9 protein-coding genes are annotated in these 14,266 nt (G+C 60.5%); 4 read left to right on the top strand and 5 right to left on the bottom strand.

Going from position 1 to position 14,266, the window contains the following annotated elements; translation table 11 throughout:
- Window positions 1-35 precede the first annotated feature (35 nt).
- The gene (locus FFH90_RS21255) at window positions 36-1,226 is read right to left on the bottom strand and encodes a benzoate/H(+) symporter BenE family transporter (protein ID WP_138866051.1); all 1,191 of its coding nucleotides are present in this window, start codon (window positions 1,224-1,226) and stop codon (window positions 36-38) included.
- 409 nt (window positions 1,227-1,635) lie between these two features.
- Between FFH90_RS21255 and FFH90_RS21250 the strand changes: the two genes are divergently transcribed.
- Window positions 1,636-2,400, top strand: a complete 765-nt coding sequence (locus FFH90_RS21250; RefSeq protein ID WP_007941070.1) for a GntR family transcriptional regulator — start codon at window positions 1,636-1,638, stop codon at window positions 2,398-2,400.
- A 91-nt stretch (window positions 2,401-2,491) separates the two neighbouring features.
- On the opposite strand, the gene guaD is transcribed toward FFH90_RS21250, so the two are convergent.
- The 4 genes from guaD to xdhA all read right to left on the bottom strand — a co-directional run bounded on the left by guaD (window position 2,492) and on the right by xdhA (window position 8,665).
- Window positions 2,492-3,790, bottom strand: coding sequence for a guanine deaminase (guaD, locus tag FFH90_RS21245; protein ID WP_064619162.1), 1,299 nt, complete (start codon window positions 3,788-3,790; stop codon window positions 2,492-2,494).
- Window positions 3,791-3,851: 61 nt separating this feature from the next.
- The gene (xdhC, locus tag FFH90_RS21240; RefSeq protein ID WP_138866050.1) at window positions 3,852-4,697 is read right to left on the bottom strand and encodes a xanthine dehydrogenase accessory protein XdhC; all 846 of its coding nucleotides are present in this window, start codon (window positions 4,695-4,697) and stop codon (window positions 3,852-3,854) included.
- A 124-nt stretch (window positions 4,698-4,821) separates the two neighbouring features.
- Window positions 4,822-7,218 (bottom strand): xanthine dehydrogenase molybdopterin binding subunit, encoded by a 2,397-nt coding sequence (gene xdhB, locus FFH90_RS21235; protein WP_138866049.1) that lies wholly within the window; start codon window positions 7,216-7,218, stop codon window positions 4,822-4,824.
- Window positions 7,211-8,665: a xanthine dehydrogenase small subunit gene (gene xdhA, locus FFH90_RS21230; protein WP_138866048.1), complete on the bottom strand. Its 1,455-nt coding sequence runs from the start codon at window positions 8,663-8,665 to the stop codon at window positions 7,211-7,213. Before xdhA ends, xdhB begins: the two co-directional genes overlap by 8 nt.
- A 266-nt stretch (window positions 8,666-8,931) precedes the next feature.
- Here xdhA and FFH90_RS21225 point away from each other — a divergent pair, with 266 nt between their 5' ends.
- The 3 genes from FFH90_RS21225 to zipA all read left to right on the top strand — a co-directional run bounded on the left by FFH90_RS21225 (window position 8,932) and on the right by zipA (window position 14,192).
- A complete protein-coding gene (locus FFH90_RS21225; protein WP_064619154.1) occupies window positions 8,932-9,591 on the top strand; it encodes a GntR family transcriptional regulator in 660 nt (219 codons plus the stop codon).
- A 2-nt stretch (window positions 9,592-9,593) separates the two neighbouring features.
- Window positions 9,594-13,082, top strand: coding sequence for a chromosome segregation protein SMC (gene smc, locus FFH90_RS21220; protein ID WP_018925282.1), 3,489 nt, complete (start codon window positions 9,594-9,596; stop codon window positions 13,080-13,082).
- A 258-nt stretch (window positions 13,083-13,340) separates the two neighbouring features.
- Window positions 13,341-14,192 carry a cell division protein ZipA gene (zipA, locus tag FFH90_RS21215; RefSeq protein ID WP_018925283.1) on the top strand — a complete coding sequence of 284 codons (852 nt, stop codon included), beginning with the start codon at window positions 13,341-13,343 and terminating at the stop codon, window positions 14,190-14,192.
- Window positions 14,193-14,266: the final 74 nt, after the last annotated feature.

Below are 14,266 nucleotides of genomic sequence, written 5' to 3'. Positions count from 1 at the left end.
CTAAAAAAACGGCGACCCAAGGGTCGCCGTTTTTTTCAGGCCTTGTGCCAATTCAGAATCACCAGCGTCAACACCCCCGCAACAATCCCCCAGAACGCCGAACCGATGGAAAACAGCGTCAGCCCCGATGCCGTCACCATAAAGGTAATCAGCGCCGCTTCGCGTTCCTGCACTTGCGCCATGGCAATGCTCAGACCGTTGATGATCGAGCCGAACAGCGCCAGCGCGGCAATCGACAGCACCAGTTCTTTAGGCAACGCGGCAAACAACGCCGCCAATGTTGCGCCGAACACCCCGGCAATCCCGTAGAAAATCCCGCACCAGACCGCTGCCGTGTAACGCTTGTTGCGATCCTCATGGGCGTGCGGCCCGGTGCAGATCGCTGCGCTGATGGCAGCCAGGTTGATGCCGTGGGAGCCGAACGGTGCCAACAGCAGCGAGGCGATGCCGGTGGTGGTGATCAGCGGCGAGGCCGGGACGTTGTAGCCGTCGGCGCGCAAAACGGCGATGCCCGGCATGTTCTGCGAGGTCATCGCCACCACGAACAGCGGGATGCCGATGCTGATGGTCGCGGCCAGGGAGAAATGCGGCGTGGTCCAGACCGGCGTCGCGACTTCCAGGTGAAAGCCACTGAAATCCAGCAACCCCATGAAACCGGCCAGCGCGGTGCCGATCAACAGTGCCGCAAGCACGGCGTAGCGTGGCGACAGGCGCTTGACCAGCAGATACGTGAAGAACATCCCCAGGACCAGCGCGGTGCGGTGCTGGGCGGCGACGAAAATCTCGCTGCCGATCTTGAACAGAATCCCCGCCAGCAACGCTGCCGCCAACGAGGCCGGAATCTTTTTCACCAGCCGTTCGAAACTGCCCGTCAGGCCGCACACGGTCACCAACACTGCACAAGTAATGTAGGCGCCGATGGCCTCGCCGTAGCTGACACCGCCCAGGCTGGTGATCAGCAACGCCGCGCCGGGGGTCGACCAGGCAATGGTAATCGGGGTGCGATAGCGCAAGGACAGGCCGATCGAGCACACCGCCATGCCGATGGAGATCGCCCAGATCCACGACGAAATCTGCCCGCTGCTCAGGCCCGCCGCTTGGCCTGCCTGGAACATCAGCACCAGCGAACTGGTGTAACCGGTCATCATGGCGATGAACCCGGCGACGATGGCCGAGGGCGACGTGTCGGTCAGGGGACGAAGCTGCGTGTGCGTGGCGTCGGTCATGACAGCGGTGTTCCTTGTTTTATAGAAATAATCAACTCCGGGGAGCTTTTGTGGCGAGGGAGCTTGCTCCCGCTGGGCTGCGAAGCGGCCCCCCAAACAATCCAATGCGCTCAGATAGATGAAGCGCGTTAGCAGCATCAACGACGGCTTCGCCGCCGAGCGGGAGCAAGCTCCCTCGCCACAATGGTCTCTTCACTTCAGTTCCCGCCCACAGGTTTGTGCGTTCAAGCCTAAACTGAAACGTAACCGGTCGTTGCAATACAGCAAAGGCGACAAACAGCCGTACAGTCGTGTTGCCACCCGCCATTGTGTACAATTGCAGTGTTTTTTACGCGATACTTGCCAGTGACCCACTGTGCCGTATTACAGTCACGGTCAATTCGCCGCAGTTCTCCCGACTCGAGTGCCCATGAACGAACAGTTGCAACCCCTCAAGAAACAACCGCGAGCAGGCAAAGCCGGCCGCAGCGGTACCCAGGACGATATTGTCTACGCGCATATCTTCGAGGCCATCCTCGAACAGCGTCTGGCGCCCGGCACCAAGTTGAGCGAAGAAGCGCTGGGGGAAATTTTCGGGGTCAGTCGCACCATCATTCGCCGCGCGCTGTCGCGTCTGGCCCATGAAGGCGTGGTGTTGCTGCGTCCGAATCGCGGCGCTGTCGTTGCCAGCCCGAGTGTCGAGGAGGCTCGCCAGGTGTTCATGGCGCGGCGGCTGGTGGAGCGGGCGATCACTGAGTTGGCGGTGCAGCACGCCACTGCCGAGCAGATTGCCGACTTGCGGCAGATGGTCAACGACGAGCGCGACAGCTTCTCCCGTGGCGATCGCGGTGCCGGTATTCGTCTGTCAGGCGAGTTTCACTTGAAACTGGCCGAGGCGGCGAAGAACGCGCCGCTGATCAGCTTCCAGCGCAGCCTGGTGTCCCAGACATCGCTGATCATCGCCCAGTATGAGAGCGGCAACCGTTCCCACTGTTCCTACGATGAACACACCCAGCTGATCGACGCCATCGAAGCGCGGGACGCGACGCTGGCAGTGGATTTGATGATGCATCACATGGACCACATCGACAGCAAACTCAACCTCGACGAAGAAAGCGCGTCGGATGATTTGCATGCAGTGTTCTCGCATCTGTTGCAGACCAAGAAACCGGGGCGCTCGACTGCCAAGCTATAAATCGGGCCGAGTCGCGATAGCGGTCTGACAGGCGACAAAAAAAATCCCCCGCAATCAATGAATGCGGGGGATTTTTTATGCCCGAAAAACCTTAACGCTGATGCACCAGATGCCCCGCCGCGTACGTCTGCAGCACAGTCCGATCATCCCCCAGCGTCATCAACACAAACAACGTCTCGGCAATGTTATTGGCCTGCTTCAGGCGATAGCTCAGCAGCGGCGTCGCGTTGTAGTCCAGCACCAGGAAGTCCGCGTCAGTGCCCGGTTGCAGGGTGCCGATCTTGTCTTCCAGGCGCAGCGCGCGGGCACCGCCGAGGGTGGCGAGGTAAAGCGACTTGAACGGGCTCAGCCGTGCGCCTTGCAGCTGCATGACCTTGTACGCTTCGTTCAGGGTTTGCAGCAGCGAGAAACTGGTGCCGCCGCCGACGTCTGTGCCCAGTCCGACATTCAGTTTGTGCTTCTCGGCCATCGGCAGGTTGAACAAGCCGCTGCCGAGGAAGAAGTTCGAGGTCGGGCAGAACGCAATCGCCGATCCGGTCTGCGCCAGGCGCGCGCATTCGTCGTCGCACAGGTGCACGCCGTGGGCGAACACCGAGCGCTCGCCGAGCAGTTGGTAGTGATCGTAGACGTCCAGGTAGCCCTTGCGCTCCGGGAACAGTTCCTTGACCCACTCGACTTCCTTGAGGTTTTCGCTGATGTGGGTCTGCATGTACAGATCCGGGTATTCGCTGAGCAACTGGCCGGCGAGGGTCAGTTGCTCCGGGGTGCTGGTCGGGGCGAAGCGCGGGGTGACGGCGTAATGCAGGCGGCCCTTGCCGTGCCAGCGTTCGATCAGCGCCTTGCTTTCGACGTAGCTCGATTCGGCAGTGTCAGTCAGGTAGTCCGGCGCGTTGCGATCCATCATCACCTTGCCGGCGATCATCCGCAGATCCAGTTGCTCGGCAGCCTCGAAAAACGAGTTCACCGATTGCGGATGCACGCTGCCGAAGACCAGGGCGGTGGTGGTGCCGTTGCGCAGCAGTTCCTTGATGAAAATATCCGCCACTTCGTCAGCGTGAGCCTTGTCGGCGAACTGGCTTTCGCACGGGAAAGTGTAGGTGTTCAGCCAGTCCAGCAGTTGCTCGCCGTAGGCGCCGACCATGCCGGTTTGCGGCAGGTGAATGTGGGTATCGATGAAGCCGGGGGTGATCAGTGCGTCCTGATAATGGGTGATCTCGATGTCGGCCGGCAGCGTTGGCAGCAATTCGCTGGCGTGGCCGATGGCGTTGATCTGGCCGTTCTCGACCACCAGCAGGCCGTCTTCGAAATACTCATACGAGGCTTCGATACCCACTTCGGCAGGGTCGGCGATGCTGTGCAAAATGGCGGCGCGGTAGGCTTTGCGAGTCATTGGCTTGGGTTCTCAATTAGTTCGAAGCTTTGCAATTCGAGGCTTTTCAGTTCGAAGCTCTTCAGTTAGAAGCTTGGCTGCGGCGCGAAGCAGGCAGCAGTTTGGCGATCGATGATCCGGTGCTGGCGGTGTGCTGGCCGAAATTCGCGTTATAGGTGGCGATGATTTCGCCGGCGATGGAGATGGCGATTTCCACAGGTAACTTGCCTTTGACTTCGCCCAGCCCCATCGGGCAGCGCATGCGTTGCAGCACGGCGCTGTCGAAACCACGATCACGCAGGCGGTGTTCGAACTTCACCCGTTTGGTCTTCGAACCGATCAGGCCGAAGTAGGCGAAGTCATTGCGCTTGAGGATCGCGGCGGTGAGTTCGAGGTCGAGCTGGTGGTTGTGAGTCATGACAATGCAGTAGCTGCCAGCGGGCAGGTCATCGACTTCATCCAGCGGTTCTTCGGTGACGATTTTGCGCACACCGTGGGGGATCTGTTCGGGGAATTCGGCTTCCCGCGAATCGATCCAGCGCACCCGGCAGGGCAGGCTGGCGAGCAGCGGCACCAGCGCCCGACCGACGTGTCCGGCGCCGAATACAGCAATCTGCGCTTGCACCTGGCCCATCGGTTCGAACAGCAGCACGGTCACGCCGCCGCAGCACTGGCCCAGGCTGGCGCCGAGGCTGAAGCGCTCCAGATGGGTGTCCTGCCGGCCGCTGGCAAGCATCTCGCGGCCGATCTGCATGGCCTTGTATTCCAGATGCCCGCCACCAATGGTGTCGAACGTTTGCGTGGCGCTGATGACCATCTTCGAGCCGGCATTGCGCGGCGTCGAGCCGAGCTCTTCGATGATGGTCACCAACACACAGGGTTCACCCCGGTTTTGCAGGTCGGCGAGGGCGTCGATCCAGTTATACATGTTCACCTCTCAAGATCGTTCCCACGCTCGGCGTGGGAATGCATCTCTGGACGCTCCGCGTCCGCTGTTCACAATGCGACGCAGAGCGTCGCGGGCTGTATTCCCACGCCGAGCGTGGGAACGATCAAACCACTACTTCCGACTCAGTTTCGACGGCCTTCACCGCCTTCAACTGACGCATCTGCTCACAGCCCCACAACACCCGCTCCGGCGTCGCCGGCGCGTCGATTTTCGGTTGATGCCGGTAGTCGCCCAAACTCGCCACGGCGTCCTTGATCGCGCACCAGACGGCGATGCCAAGCATGAACGGCGGCTCACCCACAGCCTTGGAATGGAACACCGTGTCTTCCGGGTTCTTGCGGTTTTCCACCAGCTTCACCCGCAGGTCCAACGGCATGTCCGCCACGGCCGGGATCTTGTAGCTGGCCGGGCCGTTGGTCATCAGTTTGCCTTTGTCGTTCCACACCAGTTCTTCCATGGTCAGCCAGCCCATGCCCTGGATGAAACCGCCCTCGACCTGACCGATGTCGATGGCCGGGTTCAACGAGGCGCCGACGTCGTGGAGGATGTCGGTGCGCAGCATCTTGTACTCGCCCGTCAGGGTGTCGACGATCACCTCGGCGCAGGCCGCGCCGAAGGCGTAGTAGTAGAATGGCCGACCGCGAGCCTGGCTGCGGTCGTAGTAGATTTTCGGAGTCTTGTAGAAGCCAGTGCTCGACAACGACACCTGGGCGAAATACGCCTGCTGGATCAGCGCTTCGAACGTCAGGATGTGATCGCGAACCCGCACATGACCGTTGTGGAATTCCACGTCTTCTTCGCTGACCTTGTATTGTCGCGCGGCAAATTCCACCAGGCGTTTCTTGATGATTTCCGCGGCATTCTGTGCGGCTTTACCGTTGAGGTCGGCGCCGCTGGAAGCGGCGGTCGGCGAGGTGTTCGGCACTTTGTCGGTGTTGGTCGCGGTGATCTGCACCCGGTCCATTTCCACCTGGAATACTTCAGCCACCACTTGTGCAACCTTGGTGTTGAGGCCCTGGCCCATCTCGGTGCCGCCGTGGTTCAGGTGGATGCTGCCGTCGGTGTAGACATGCACCAGCGCACCGGCCTGGTTGAGGAAACTGGCGGTGAAGGAAATACCGAATTTCACCGGGGTCAGCGCCAGGCCTTTTTTCAGGATCGGGCTGTTGGCGTTGTAACGGCGAATCGCTTCGCGGCGCTCGGCGTACTGGCTGCTGGCTTCCAGTTCGGCGGTCATTTCCTCGAGCATGTTGTGCTCGACGGTCTGGTAGTAATGGGTGACGTTGCGCTCGGTCTTGCCGTAGTAGTTGGCCTTGCGCACCGCCAGCGGATCGAGGCCCAGATGGCGGGCGATGGCGTCCATCACTTCTTCGATGGCGACCATGCCTTGCGGGCCACCGAAGCCACGGTAAGCGGTGTTCGACGCGGTGTTGGTCTTGCAGCGGTGACCATTGATGGTCGCATCGCCCAGGTAGTACGAGTTGTCGGCATGGAACATCGCGCGGTCGACAATCGACGCCGACAAATCCGGTGAGCAACCGCAGTTACCGGCCAGCTCCAGGGCGATGCCGTGCAGGCGGCCGGTGCTGTCGAAGCCCACGTCGTACTCGACGTAGAACGGGTGACGCTTGCCGGTCATCAGCATGTCTTCGACACGCGGCAGGCGCATTTTGGTGGGTTGACCGGTCAGGTGCGCGATCACCGCGCACAGGCACGCCGGGCTTGCCGCCTGGGTTTCCTTGCCGCCGAAACCACCGCCCATGCGGCGCATGTCGACGACGATTTTGTTCATCGACACGTCCAGCACTTCCGCCACCAGTTTCTGCACTTCGGTGGGGTTCTGGGTCGAGCAGTAAACGATCATCCCGCCGTCTTCAGTCGGCATCACCGAAGAGATCTGGGTTTCCAGATAAAAGTGTTCCTGGCCGCCGATGTGCAGCGTGCCCTGGATGCGATGCTCGGCAGTGGCCAAGGCATTGGCCGAATCGCCGCGCTGGTGGGTATGGCTGTCGAGCACGAAATGGCGTTTGCGCAGGGCTTCGACCACGTCCAGAACCGGTTCGAGGTCTTCGTATTCGATGATCGCCGCCATCGCGGCTTTGCGCGCGGTTTCCAGGTCTTTCGCGGCGACGGCGAGTACCGGTTGACCGACGAACTGCACATCATCGATGGCCAGCAGCGGATCGCCCGGCAACAGCGGGCCGATGTCTTTCAGGCCCGGCACGTCTTCGTGGGTGATGGCGATGCGCACGCCTTCGAAGGCGTAGCAGGGCTGGGTGTCGATGCTGATGATTTTCGCGTGGGCGCGATCCGACAGCCGTGCGTAAACGTGCAGCTGATTGGGGAATTCCAGCCGATCGTCGATGTACTGTGCTTCACCGGACACATGCTTGGCGGCGCTGTCGTGCTTGACGCTGCGGCCGACGCCGGTGGTCAGGTCCTTGGCGAACAATTCAGCCAGTTCGGCTTGGGTCTTCTCTACGGCGTGATGATTAGACATAAGCGGTCACCCGAGTCTCGATGTGCGGTGTTTGCAGTTCGATGAAGTATTTGCGCAGCAGGTTCTGCGCGCTGAGCAGGCGGTATTCCTTGCTGGCGCGGAAGTCCGAGAGCGGTGTGAAATCTTCGGCCAGTGCGGCGCAGGCGCGTTCAATGGTGGCGTTGTTGAACGGTGCGCCAACCAGCGCGGCTTCGCAGTTTTTCGCACGTTTGGGGATGGCCGCCATGCCGCCGAAAGCAATGCGGGCGTCGGCGACTACGCCATTGTCGATGCGCAGGTTGAATGCTGCGCAGACTGCGGAAATGTCGTCGTCCAGACGCTTTGACACCTTGTAGGCGCGGAACAGTTGTTCAGCGCTGGCGCGGGGCACGATGATCTTCTCGATGAACTCGCTTTCCTGGCGTGCGGTGACCCGGTAATCGATGAAGTAATCTTCCAGGGCCAGGGTGCGGTGAGTCTCGCCTTTGCACAGCACGATCTGCGCGCCAAGGGCGATCAGCAGCGGTGGCGAGTCACCGATCGGCGAGGCGTTGCCGATATTGCCGCCGAGGGTGCCCTGGTTGCGAATCTGCAACGAAGCGAAGCGCTGCAGCAATTCGCCGAAGTCCGGGTACTCGGCCTTCAAAGCGTCGTAACAGTCGGAGAGGGCGGTGGCGGCGCCGATTTCCAGGCGATCGTCGAAGCGTTCGATGCGCTTCATTTCGGCGACGTTGCCGACGTAGATCATCACCGGCAAGGTGCGGTGGAATTGCGTGACTTCCAGCGCCAGGTCGGTACCGCCGGCCAGCAGGCGGGCCTGTGGATAAGCGTCGTAGAGGTCGGCCAGATCGGCCACGGTCAAGGGCACCAGGCAACGTTTGTCGCCACTGTTGAGTTCACCGATGTCGGTGGGGGCGATGGCTTTCAGGCGAGCGATGGTTTGCGCTTCGCGAGCATCGAACTGGTCCGGTTGCTTGTCGCAGCAGGATTGCTCGGCGGCGGCCAGGATCGGCCGATAACCGGTACAGCGGCAGAGGTTGCCGGCCAGCGCTTCATGGGCCTTGTGGGAGTCCGGTTGATCGCTGTTCTTTTGCAGCGCGAACAACGACATGACAAAGCCCGGGGTGCAGAAGCCGCACTGCGAGCCGTGGCACTCGACCATGGCTTTTTGCACGCTGTGCAGTTGGCCTTGGTGCTTGAGGTCTTCGACGCTGATCAGTTGCTTGCCGTGCAGCGACGAAACAAAGGTCAGGCACGAGTTGAGGCTGCGATAGCGAATGTGTTCGCGGCCATCGTCATCCGTCTGCAGCTCGCCGACCACCACAGTGCACGCGCCACAGTCACCGCTGGCGCAGCCTTCTTTGGTGCCGGGTTTGCCCACATGTTCGCGCAAGTAATTGAGCACAGTCAGGTTCGGGTCCAGGGCGTGCTCGCTACGGAGTTCCTGGTTGAGTAAAAACTGGATCACGGATGGCCTCGCAAACTCATTATTGTTGTTAACCGACATGAGCCGAATTTATCAGGTCTGACTTTCCGGTCAATGATTTTCTGACTTAAAGGTCAGGAAATTGCATTTTGTCGATCAACGACTCGTTCCTTCATTATTGACCCTCACGGGATAGCCTGCTTTTTGCTTGAATCGTGCCAAAAACCGCTGGGTGGGCACTCCGCCATGACCCCTCAATTGCGCTACACTGCGCCGCTTGTGCAGATCGAAGAGTTTGAAGGACAACCATGACGTTCAAGGCGCCGGACAGCCTCGCCGAGCAAATCGCTCACCACCTCGCCGAACGTATCATTCGCGGCGAAATGAAGCCGGGGGAGCGCATCCAGGAACAGAAGGTCACGCTGGCCCTCAATGTCAGCCGCGGTTCAGTCCGTGAGGCCTTGCTGATCCTCGAGCGCCGCCACTTGATCGCGATTTTACCGCGACGTGGCGCCCACGTGACTGAACTGACGGCGCACAAGGTGCAGAGCCTGTGCACGCTGATGAGCGAGTTGTACATATTGCTCGGCAATGCCGTGGCCAGCGGTTGGCAAGTCCAGGCCGACATGGCGCCATTCCTGCAGATCCAGCAGCGCCTGACCGCCAGCTACGAACGCCAGGACATCCGCACGTTCGTCGACGACAGCTTCAGCGTGATGCGTGCCGCGTATCCGTTCGCCAACAACCCGTACTTGCAGGAAACCGTCGAGAATCTGCAGCCGGCCATGAGCCGTGCGTATTTCCTGGCGTTGGAGCAGCGCAAGGCCTCGATGAGCGAGTTCCTGGAACTGTTCGAACGCCTGCTGGCCGCCGTGCTGGCCCGTGACTTTGCGCAGATCCGCGTGGTGCTGACGGCGTATGCCCAGCGCAGTTGCGATCTGGTGGTTTCTGCCTTGACGGTCGCTTAAGCGTGCGGCTCAAGTGCATCAAACTGGCGGGGTTCAAATCCTTCGTCGACCCGACCACGGTGAACTTCCCCAGTAACATGGCGGCGGTGGTCGGTCCCAATGGCTGTGGCAAGTCGAACATCATCGACGCCGTGCGTTGGGTGATGGGCGAGAGCTCGGCCAAGAACTTGCGCGGCGAGTCGATGACCGACGTCATCTTCAACGGCTCCACCAGCCGTAAACCGGTGAGCCAGGCGAGCATCGAGCTGGTGTTCGATAACTCCGATGGCACCTTGATCGGCGAATACGCCGCCTACGCGGAAATTTCCATCCGCCGCAAAGTGACCCGCGACAGCCAGAACAGTTATTTCCTCAACGGCGCCAAATGCCGTCGTCGTGACATCACTGACATTTTCCTCGGCACCGGTCTCGGCCCGCGCAGCTATTCGATCATCGAGCAGGGGATGATCTCCAAGCTGATCGAAGCCAAGCCGGAAGACCTGCGCAACTTTATCGAAGAAGCGGCGGGCATCTCCAAGTACAAGGAGCGTCGACGCGAAACCGAAAACCGCATCCGCCGCACCCACGAAAACCTGGCCCGCCTGACCGACCTGCGCGAAGAGCTCGAGCGTCAGCTTGAACGCTTGCACCGCCAGGCCGAGGCCGCCAAGAAGTATCAGGAATACAAGGGCGAAGAGCGTCAGCTCAAGGCCCAGTTGTCGGCCCTGCGCTGGCAGGCGCTGAACGAGCAGGTCGGCCAGCGCGAAGCGATCATCGGCACCCAGGAAATCACCTTCGAAGCTCTGGTGGCCGAGCAGCGCAATGCCGACGCGGCCATTGAACGCCTGCGTGACGGGCATCACGACCTGTCCGAGCGCTTCAATCTGGTGCAGGGGCGCTTCTATTCGGTCGGCGGCGACATCGCTCGGGTCGAGCAGAGCATCCAGCACGGTCAGCAGCGCTTGCGTCAATTGCAGGACGATCTGAAAGAAGCCGAGCGCGCGCGGCTGGAAACCGAGTCTCACCTGGGCCACGATCGCACCTTGCTGCTGACCCTGGGCGAAGAGCTGGACATGCTCACGCCGGAACAGGAAGTCACCAGCGCCGCCGCCGAAGAGGCCGCCGCCGCACTGGAAGAATCCGAAACCACCATGCATGGCTGGCAGGAGCAGTGGGACACCTTCAACCTCACCGCCGCCGAGCCCCGTCGCCAGGCTGAAGTTCAGCAGTCGCGGATCCAGCAGCTGGAAACCAGCATGGAGCGATTGGCCGATCGTCAGAAGCGTCTGGCAGAAGAGCGCGCGTTGCTTTCGGCAGACCCGGAAGACGCGGCGATCATGGAACTCAGCGAGCAGTTGGCCGCGTCCGAGGCGACGCTGGAAGACTTGCAGGCCAGTGAAGAGGCGCAAGTCGAACGTCTCGAGCAACTGCGTCAGGAGTTGCAGCAAGCCCTTTCGGCGCAGCAGCAGGCCCAGGGTGATTTGCAGCGGCTCAACGGTCGGCTGGCCTCGCTGGAAGCCTTGCAGCAAGCCGCGCTCGATCCGGGCACCGGCACCGCCGAATGGCTGCGCGAACAGCACCTGGCGGATCGTCCGCGTCTGGCCGAAGGTCTGAAGGTTGAGGCCGGGTGGGAGCTGGCGGTGGAAACCGTACTCGGTGCCGACCTGCAAGCAGTGCTGGTGGACGACTTCGGTGATTTCGATCTGGCCGGGTTTGCCCAAGGCGATTTGCGCCTGCTCAGCCCGGCCAGCGATGGCGTGCGCATGCCCGGCAGTTTGCTCGACAAGGTCGAGGCGCAGATCGACCTGTCGCCTTGGCTGGGGCAGGTCAAACCGGTCGACAGCCTTGAACAGGCCTTGGCCTTGCGCGGGCAATTGGCTGCCGGCCAAAGCCTGATCAGCCGCGACGGCTACTGGGTTGGCAGGCACTTTTTACGCGTACGTCGGGCTAGCGAGGCAGAAAGCGGCGTGCTCGCCCGTGGCCAGGAAATCCAACGGCTGGGCCTGGAGCGTGAAGAACGCGAAGCCACGGTTGAAACTCTGGAAACCCAACTTCAGAATCTAAGGGCGCAACAGCGTCAGCAGGAAAACGGCCGCGAACATTTGCGCCGTCTGCTGCAAGACGAAGCGCGTCAGCAGGGCGAATTGAAAGCCCAGTTGTCGGCTGGTAAAGCCAAGGTCGAACAGTTGACCCTGCGCCGCAGCCGTCTCGATGAAGAACTCACCGAGCTCAGCGAACAGCGCGCCCTGGAACACGAAAACATCGGCGAAGCGCGCCTGCAATTGCAGGAAGCCCTCGACAGCATGGCGCTGGATACCGAGCAGCGCGAGTTGCTGCTGGCCCAGCGCGACAGCCTGCGCGAACGCCTCGACCGGGTGCGCCAGGAAGCCCGGCAGCACAAGGACCATGCGCATCAATTGGCGGTGCGCCTGGGGTCGTTGAAGGCGCAACACGATTCCACCCGTCAGGCCCTTGAGCGGCTGGAAATGCAGGCAGAGCGCCTGACCGAGAAGCGCGAACAGCTGAGCCTCAATCTGGAAGAGGGCGAGGCACCGCTGGAAGAGCTGCGGCTGAAGCTCGAAGAGTTGCTCGACAAACGCATGACCGTCGACGAAGAGCTCAAGACCGCGCAAATCGCCATGGAAGACGCCGACCGTGAACTGCGCGATGCTGAAAAGCGCCGGACTCAGGCCGAGCAGCAATCCCAGTTGATTCGCAGCCAGCTCGAACAGCAACGCATGGAATGGCAAGCGTTGACGGTGCGGCGCAAGACCTTGCAGGATCAATTGCTCGAAGATGGCTACGATCTCAATGGCGTGCTCGCCACCCTGGTGGCCGGGGCCAGCGAGAAAGACGCCGAAGAAGAACTCGAGCGTATTGCCGCGCGGATTCAGCGCCTCGGCGCGATCAACCTCGCGGCCATCGACGAATACCAGCAACAATCCGAGCGTAAACGTTATCTGGATGCCCAGAACGACGATCTGGTGGAAGCACTGGACACTCTCGAGAACGTGATTCGCAAGATCGACAAGGAAACCCGAAACCGCTTCAAAGATACCTTTGATCAGATCAATGGCGGTTTACAGGCCCTTTTCCCAAAAGTTTTCGGTGGAGGTAGCGCCTATTTGGAACTGACGGGCGAAGATCTACTCGATACAGGGGTAACGATCATGGCGCGGCCGCCAGGAAAGAAGAACAGCACCATCCATTTGCTCTCCGGTGGCGAAAAAGCCCTGACCGCATTGGCCCTGGTATTTGCCATCTTCAAGTTGAATCCGGCGCCGTTCTGCATGCTCGATGAAGTTGACGCGCCATTGGATGACGCTAACGTTGGACGCTACGCACGGCTGGTCAAAGAGATGTCGCAGACGGTGCAGTTCATCTATATCACCCACAACAAGATCGCCATGGAAATGGCCGATCAATTGATGGGGGTGACGATGCATGAACCGGGTTGCTCGCGTCTGGTGGCAGTGGATGTGGAGGAGGCGATGGCCATGGTGGACGCATGAGTCATTGCATGTAGGACAGGTAATTTTAAGCTGTAGGGCTTTTTTACCTGGCTTGACTTGCTGGCCAATCGACATATTCGCGCAAGCCATTGTGACAGACGGTGTAAAGTTATCTTTGGTCGTGCTAGTTTAATGTCAATTTTTCGTATACGTGGGCAAAACGCCTGTCAGAACATAGAGTTGGCGCCACGTTTTAAAGCGGTTTACACAATGTAAACCCCTTATTTTTCAGCATTTTTTATAGAGGCACGGGATTACATGGAAATCGGTCTGCGCGAGTGGCTGATCGTCATCGGCATTATTGTCATTGCCGGTATTCTTTTCGATGGCTGGCGTCGCATGCGCGGCGGCAAGGGAAAACTGAAATTCCGTCTTGACCGAAGTCTGTCCAACCTGCCGGACGAGGACACCAGCGCCGAGCTGTTGGGCCCGCCCCGCGTGCTGGATACCCAGAAAGAACCGCAACTGGACGAGCACGACCTGCCGTCGGTGAGCATGCCTGCCCGTGAACCGCGCGAATCGGGTTCCAAGCGCGGCAAGCGTGGCCATGGCGAGCCGTCGCAAGGCGATATGAACCTCAGCCTGGACCTGGACGGTGGCCCGAGCTTCAGCAGCCGTGACAACGATTTCCCGGATGACCGCAAGTCCGCCAGCTCACCTGAAAAAGATCAGCCACAAGCCGAAGAAGTGCTGGTGATCAGTGTGATCTGCCGCGACCCGGCCGGCTTCAAGGGCCCGGCGCTGTTGCAGAACATTCTGGAAAGCGGTCTGCGTTTCGGCGAGATGGACATTTTCCACCGCCACGAAAGCATGGCCGGTAACGGCGAAGTGCTGTTCTCGATGGCCAACGCGGTCAAGCCGGGCGTTTTCGATCTGGATGATATCGACCACTTCAGCACCCCGGCGGTGAGCTTCTTCCTCGGTCTGCCAGGCCCGCGTCATCCGAAGCAAGCCTTCGACGTGATGGTGGCGGCGGCACGCAAGCTGTCCCAGGAGCTGAACGGCGAACTGAAGGACGACCAGCGCAGCGTGCTGACCGCCCAGACGATTGAGCACTACCGTCAGCGCATCGTTGAGTTCGAACGCCGCGCATTGACCCAGAAGCGCTGAGGTCAAAGGATCGCAGCCTCGTTTCACTCGACAGCTCCTACAGGGTTCGCGATTTTCTGTAGGAGCTGTCGAGT

This window comes from Pseudomonas sp. ATCC 43928, assembly GCF_005938665.2.
GTDB lineage: Bacteria > Pseudomonadota > Gammaproteobacteria > Pseudomonadales > Pseudomonadaceae > Aquipseudomonas.
Note: the sequence above shows the minus strand (reverse complement) of the source record. Positions and strands in the feature narration are given on the sequence as shown.

Coding starts and splice junctions, on each gene's coding strand:
- FFH90_RS21255 (WP_138866051.1), bottom strand. CDS start 1,226: ATGACCGACGCCACGCACACGCAGCTTCGTCCCCTGACCGACACGTCG.
- FFH90_RS21250 (WP_007941070.1), top strand. CDS start 1,636: ATGAACGAACAGTTGCAACCCCTCAAGAAACAACCGCGAGCAGGCAAA.
- guaD (WP_064619162.1), bottom strand. CDS start 3,790: ATGACTCGCAAAGCCTACCGCGCCGCCATTTTGCACAGCATCGCCGAC.
- xdhC (WP_138866050.1), bottom strand. CDS start 4,697: ATGTATAACTGGATCGACGCCCTCGCCGACCTGCAAAACCGGGGTGAA.
- xdhB (WP_138866049.1), bottom strand. CDS start 7,218: ATGTCTAATCATCACGCCGTAGAGAAGACCCAAGCCGAACTGGCTGAA.
- FFH90_RS21225 (WP_064619154.1), top strand. CDS start 8,932: ATGACGTTCAAGGCGCCGGACAGCCTCGCCGAGCAAATCGCTCACCAC.
- zipA (WP_018925283.1), top strand. CDS start 13,341: ATGGAAATCGGTCTGCGCGAGTGGCTGATCGTCATCGGCATTATTGTC.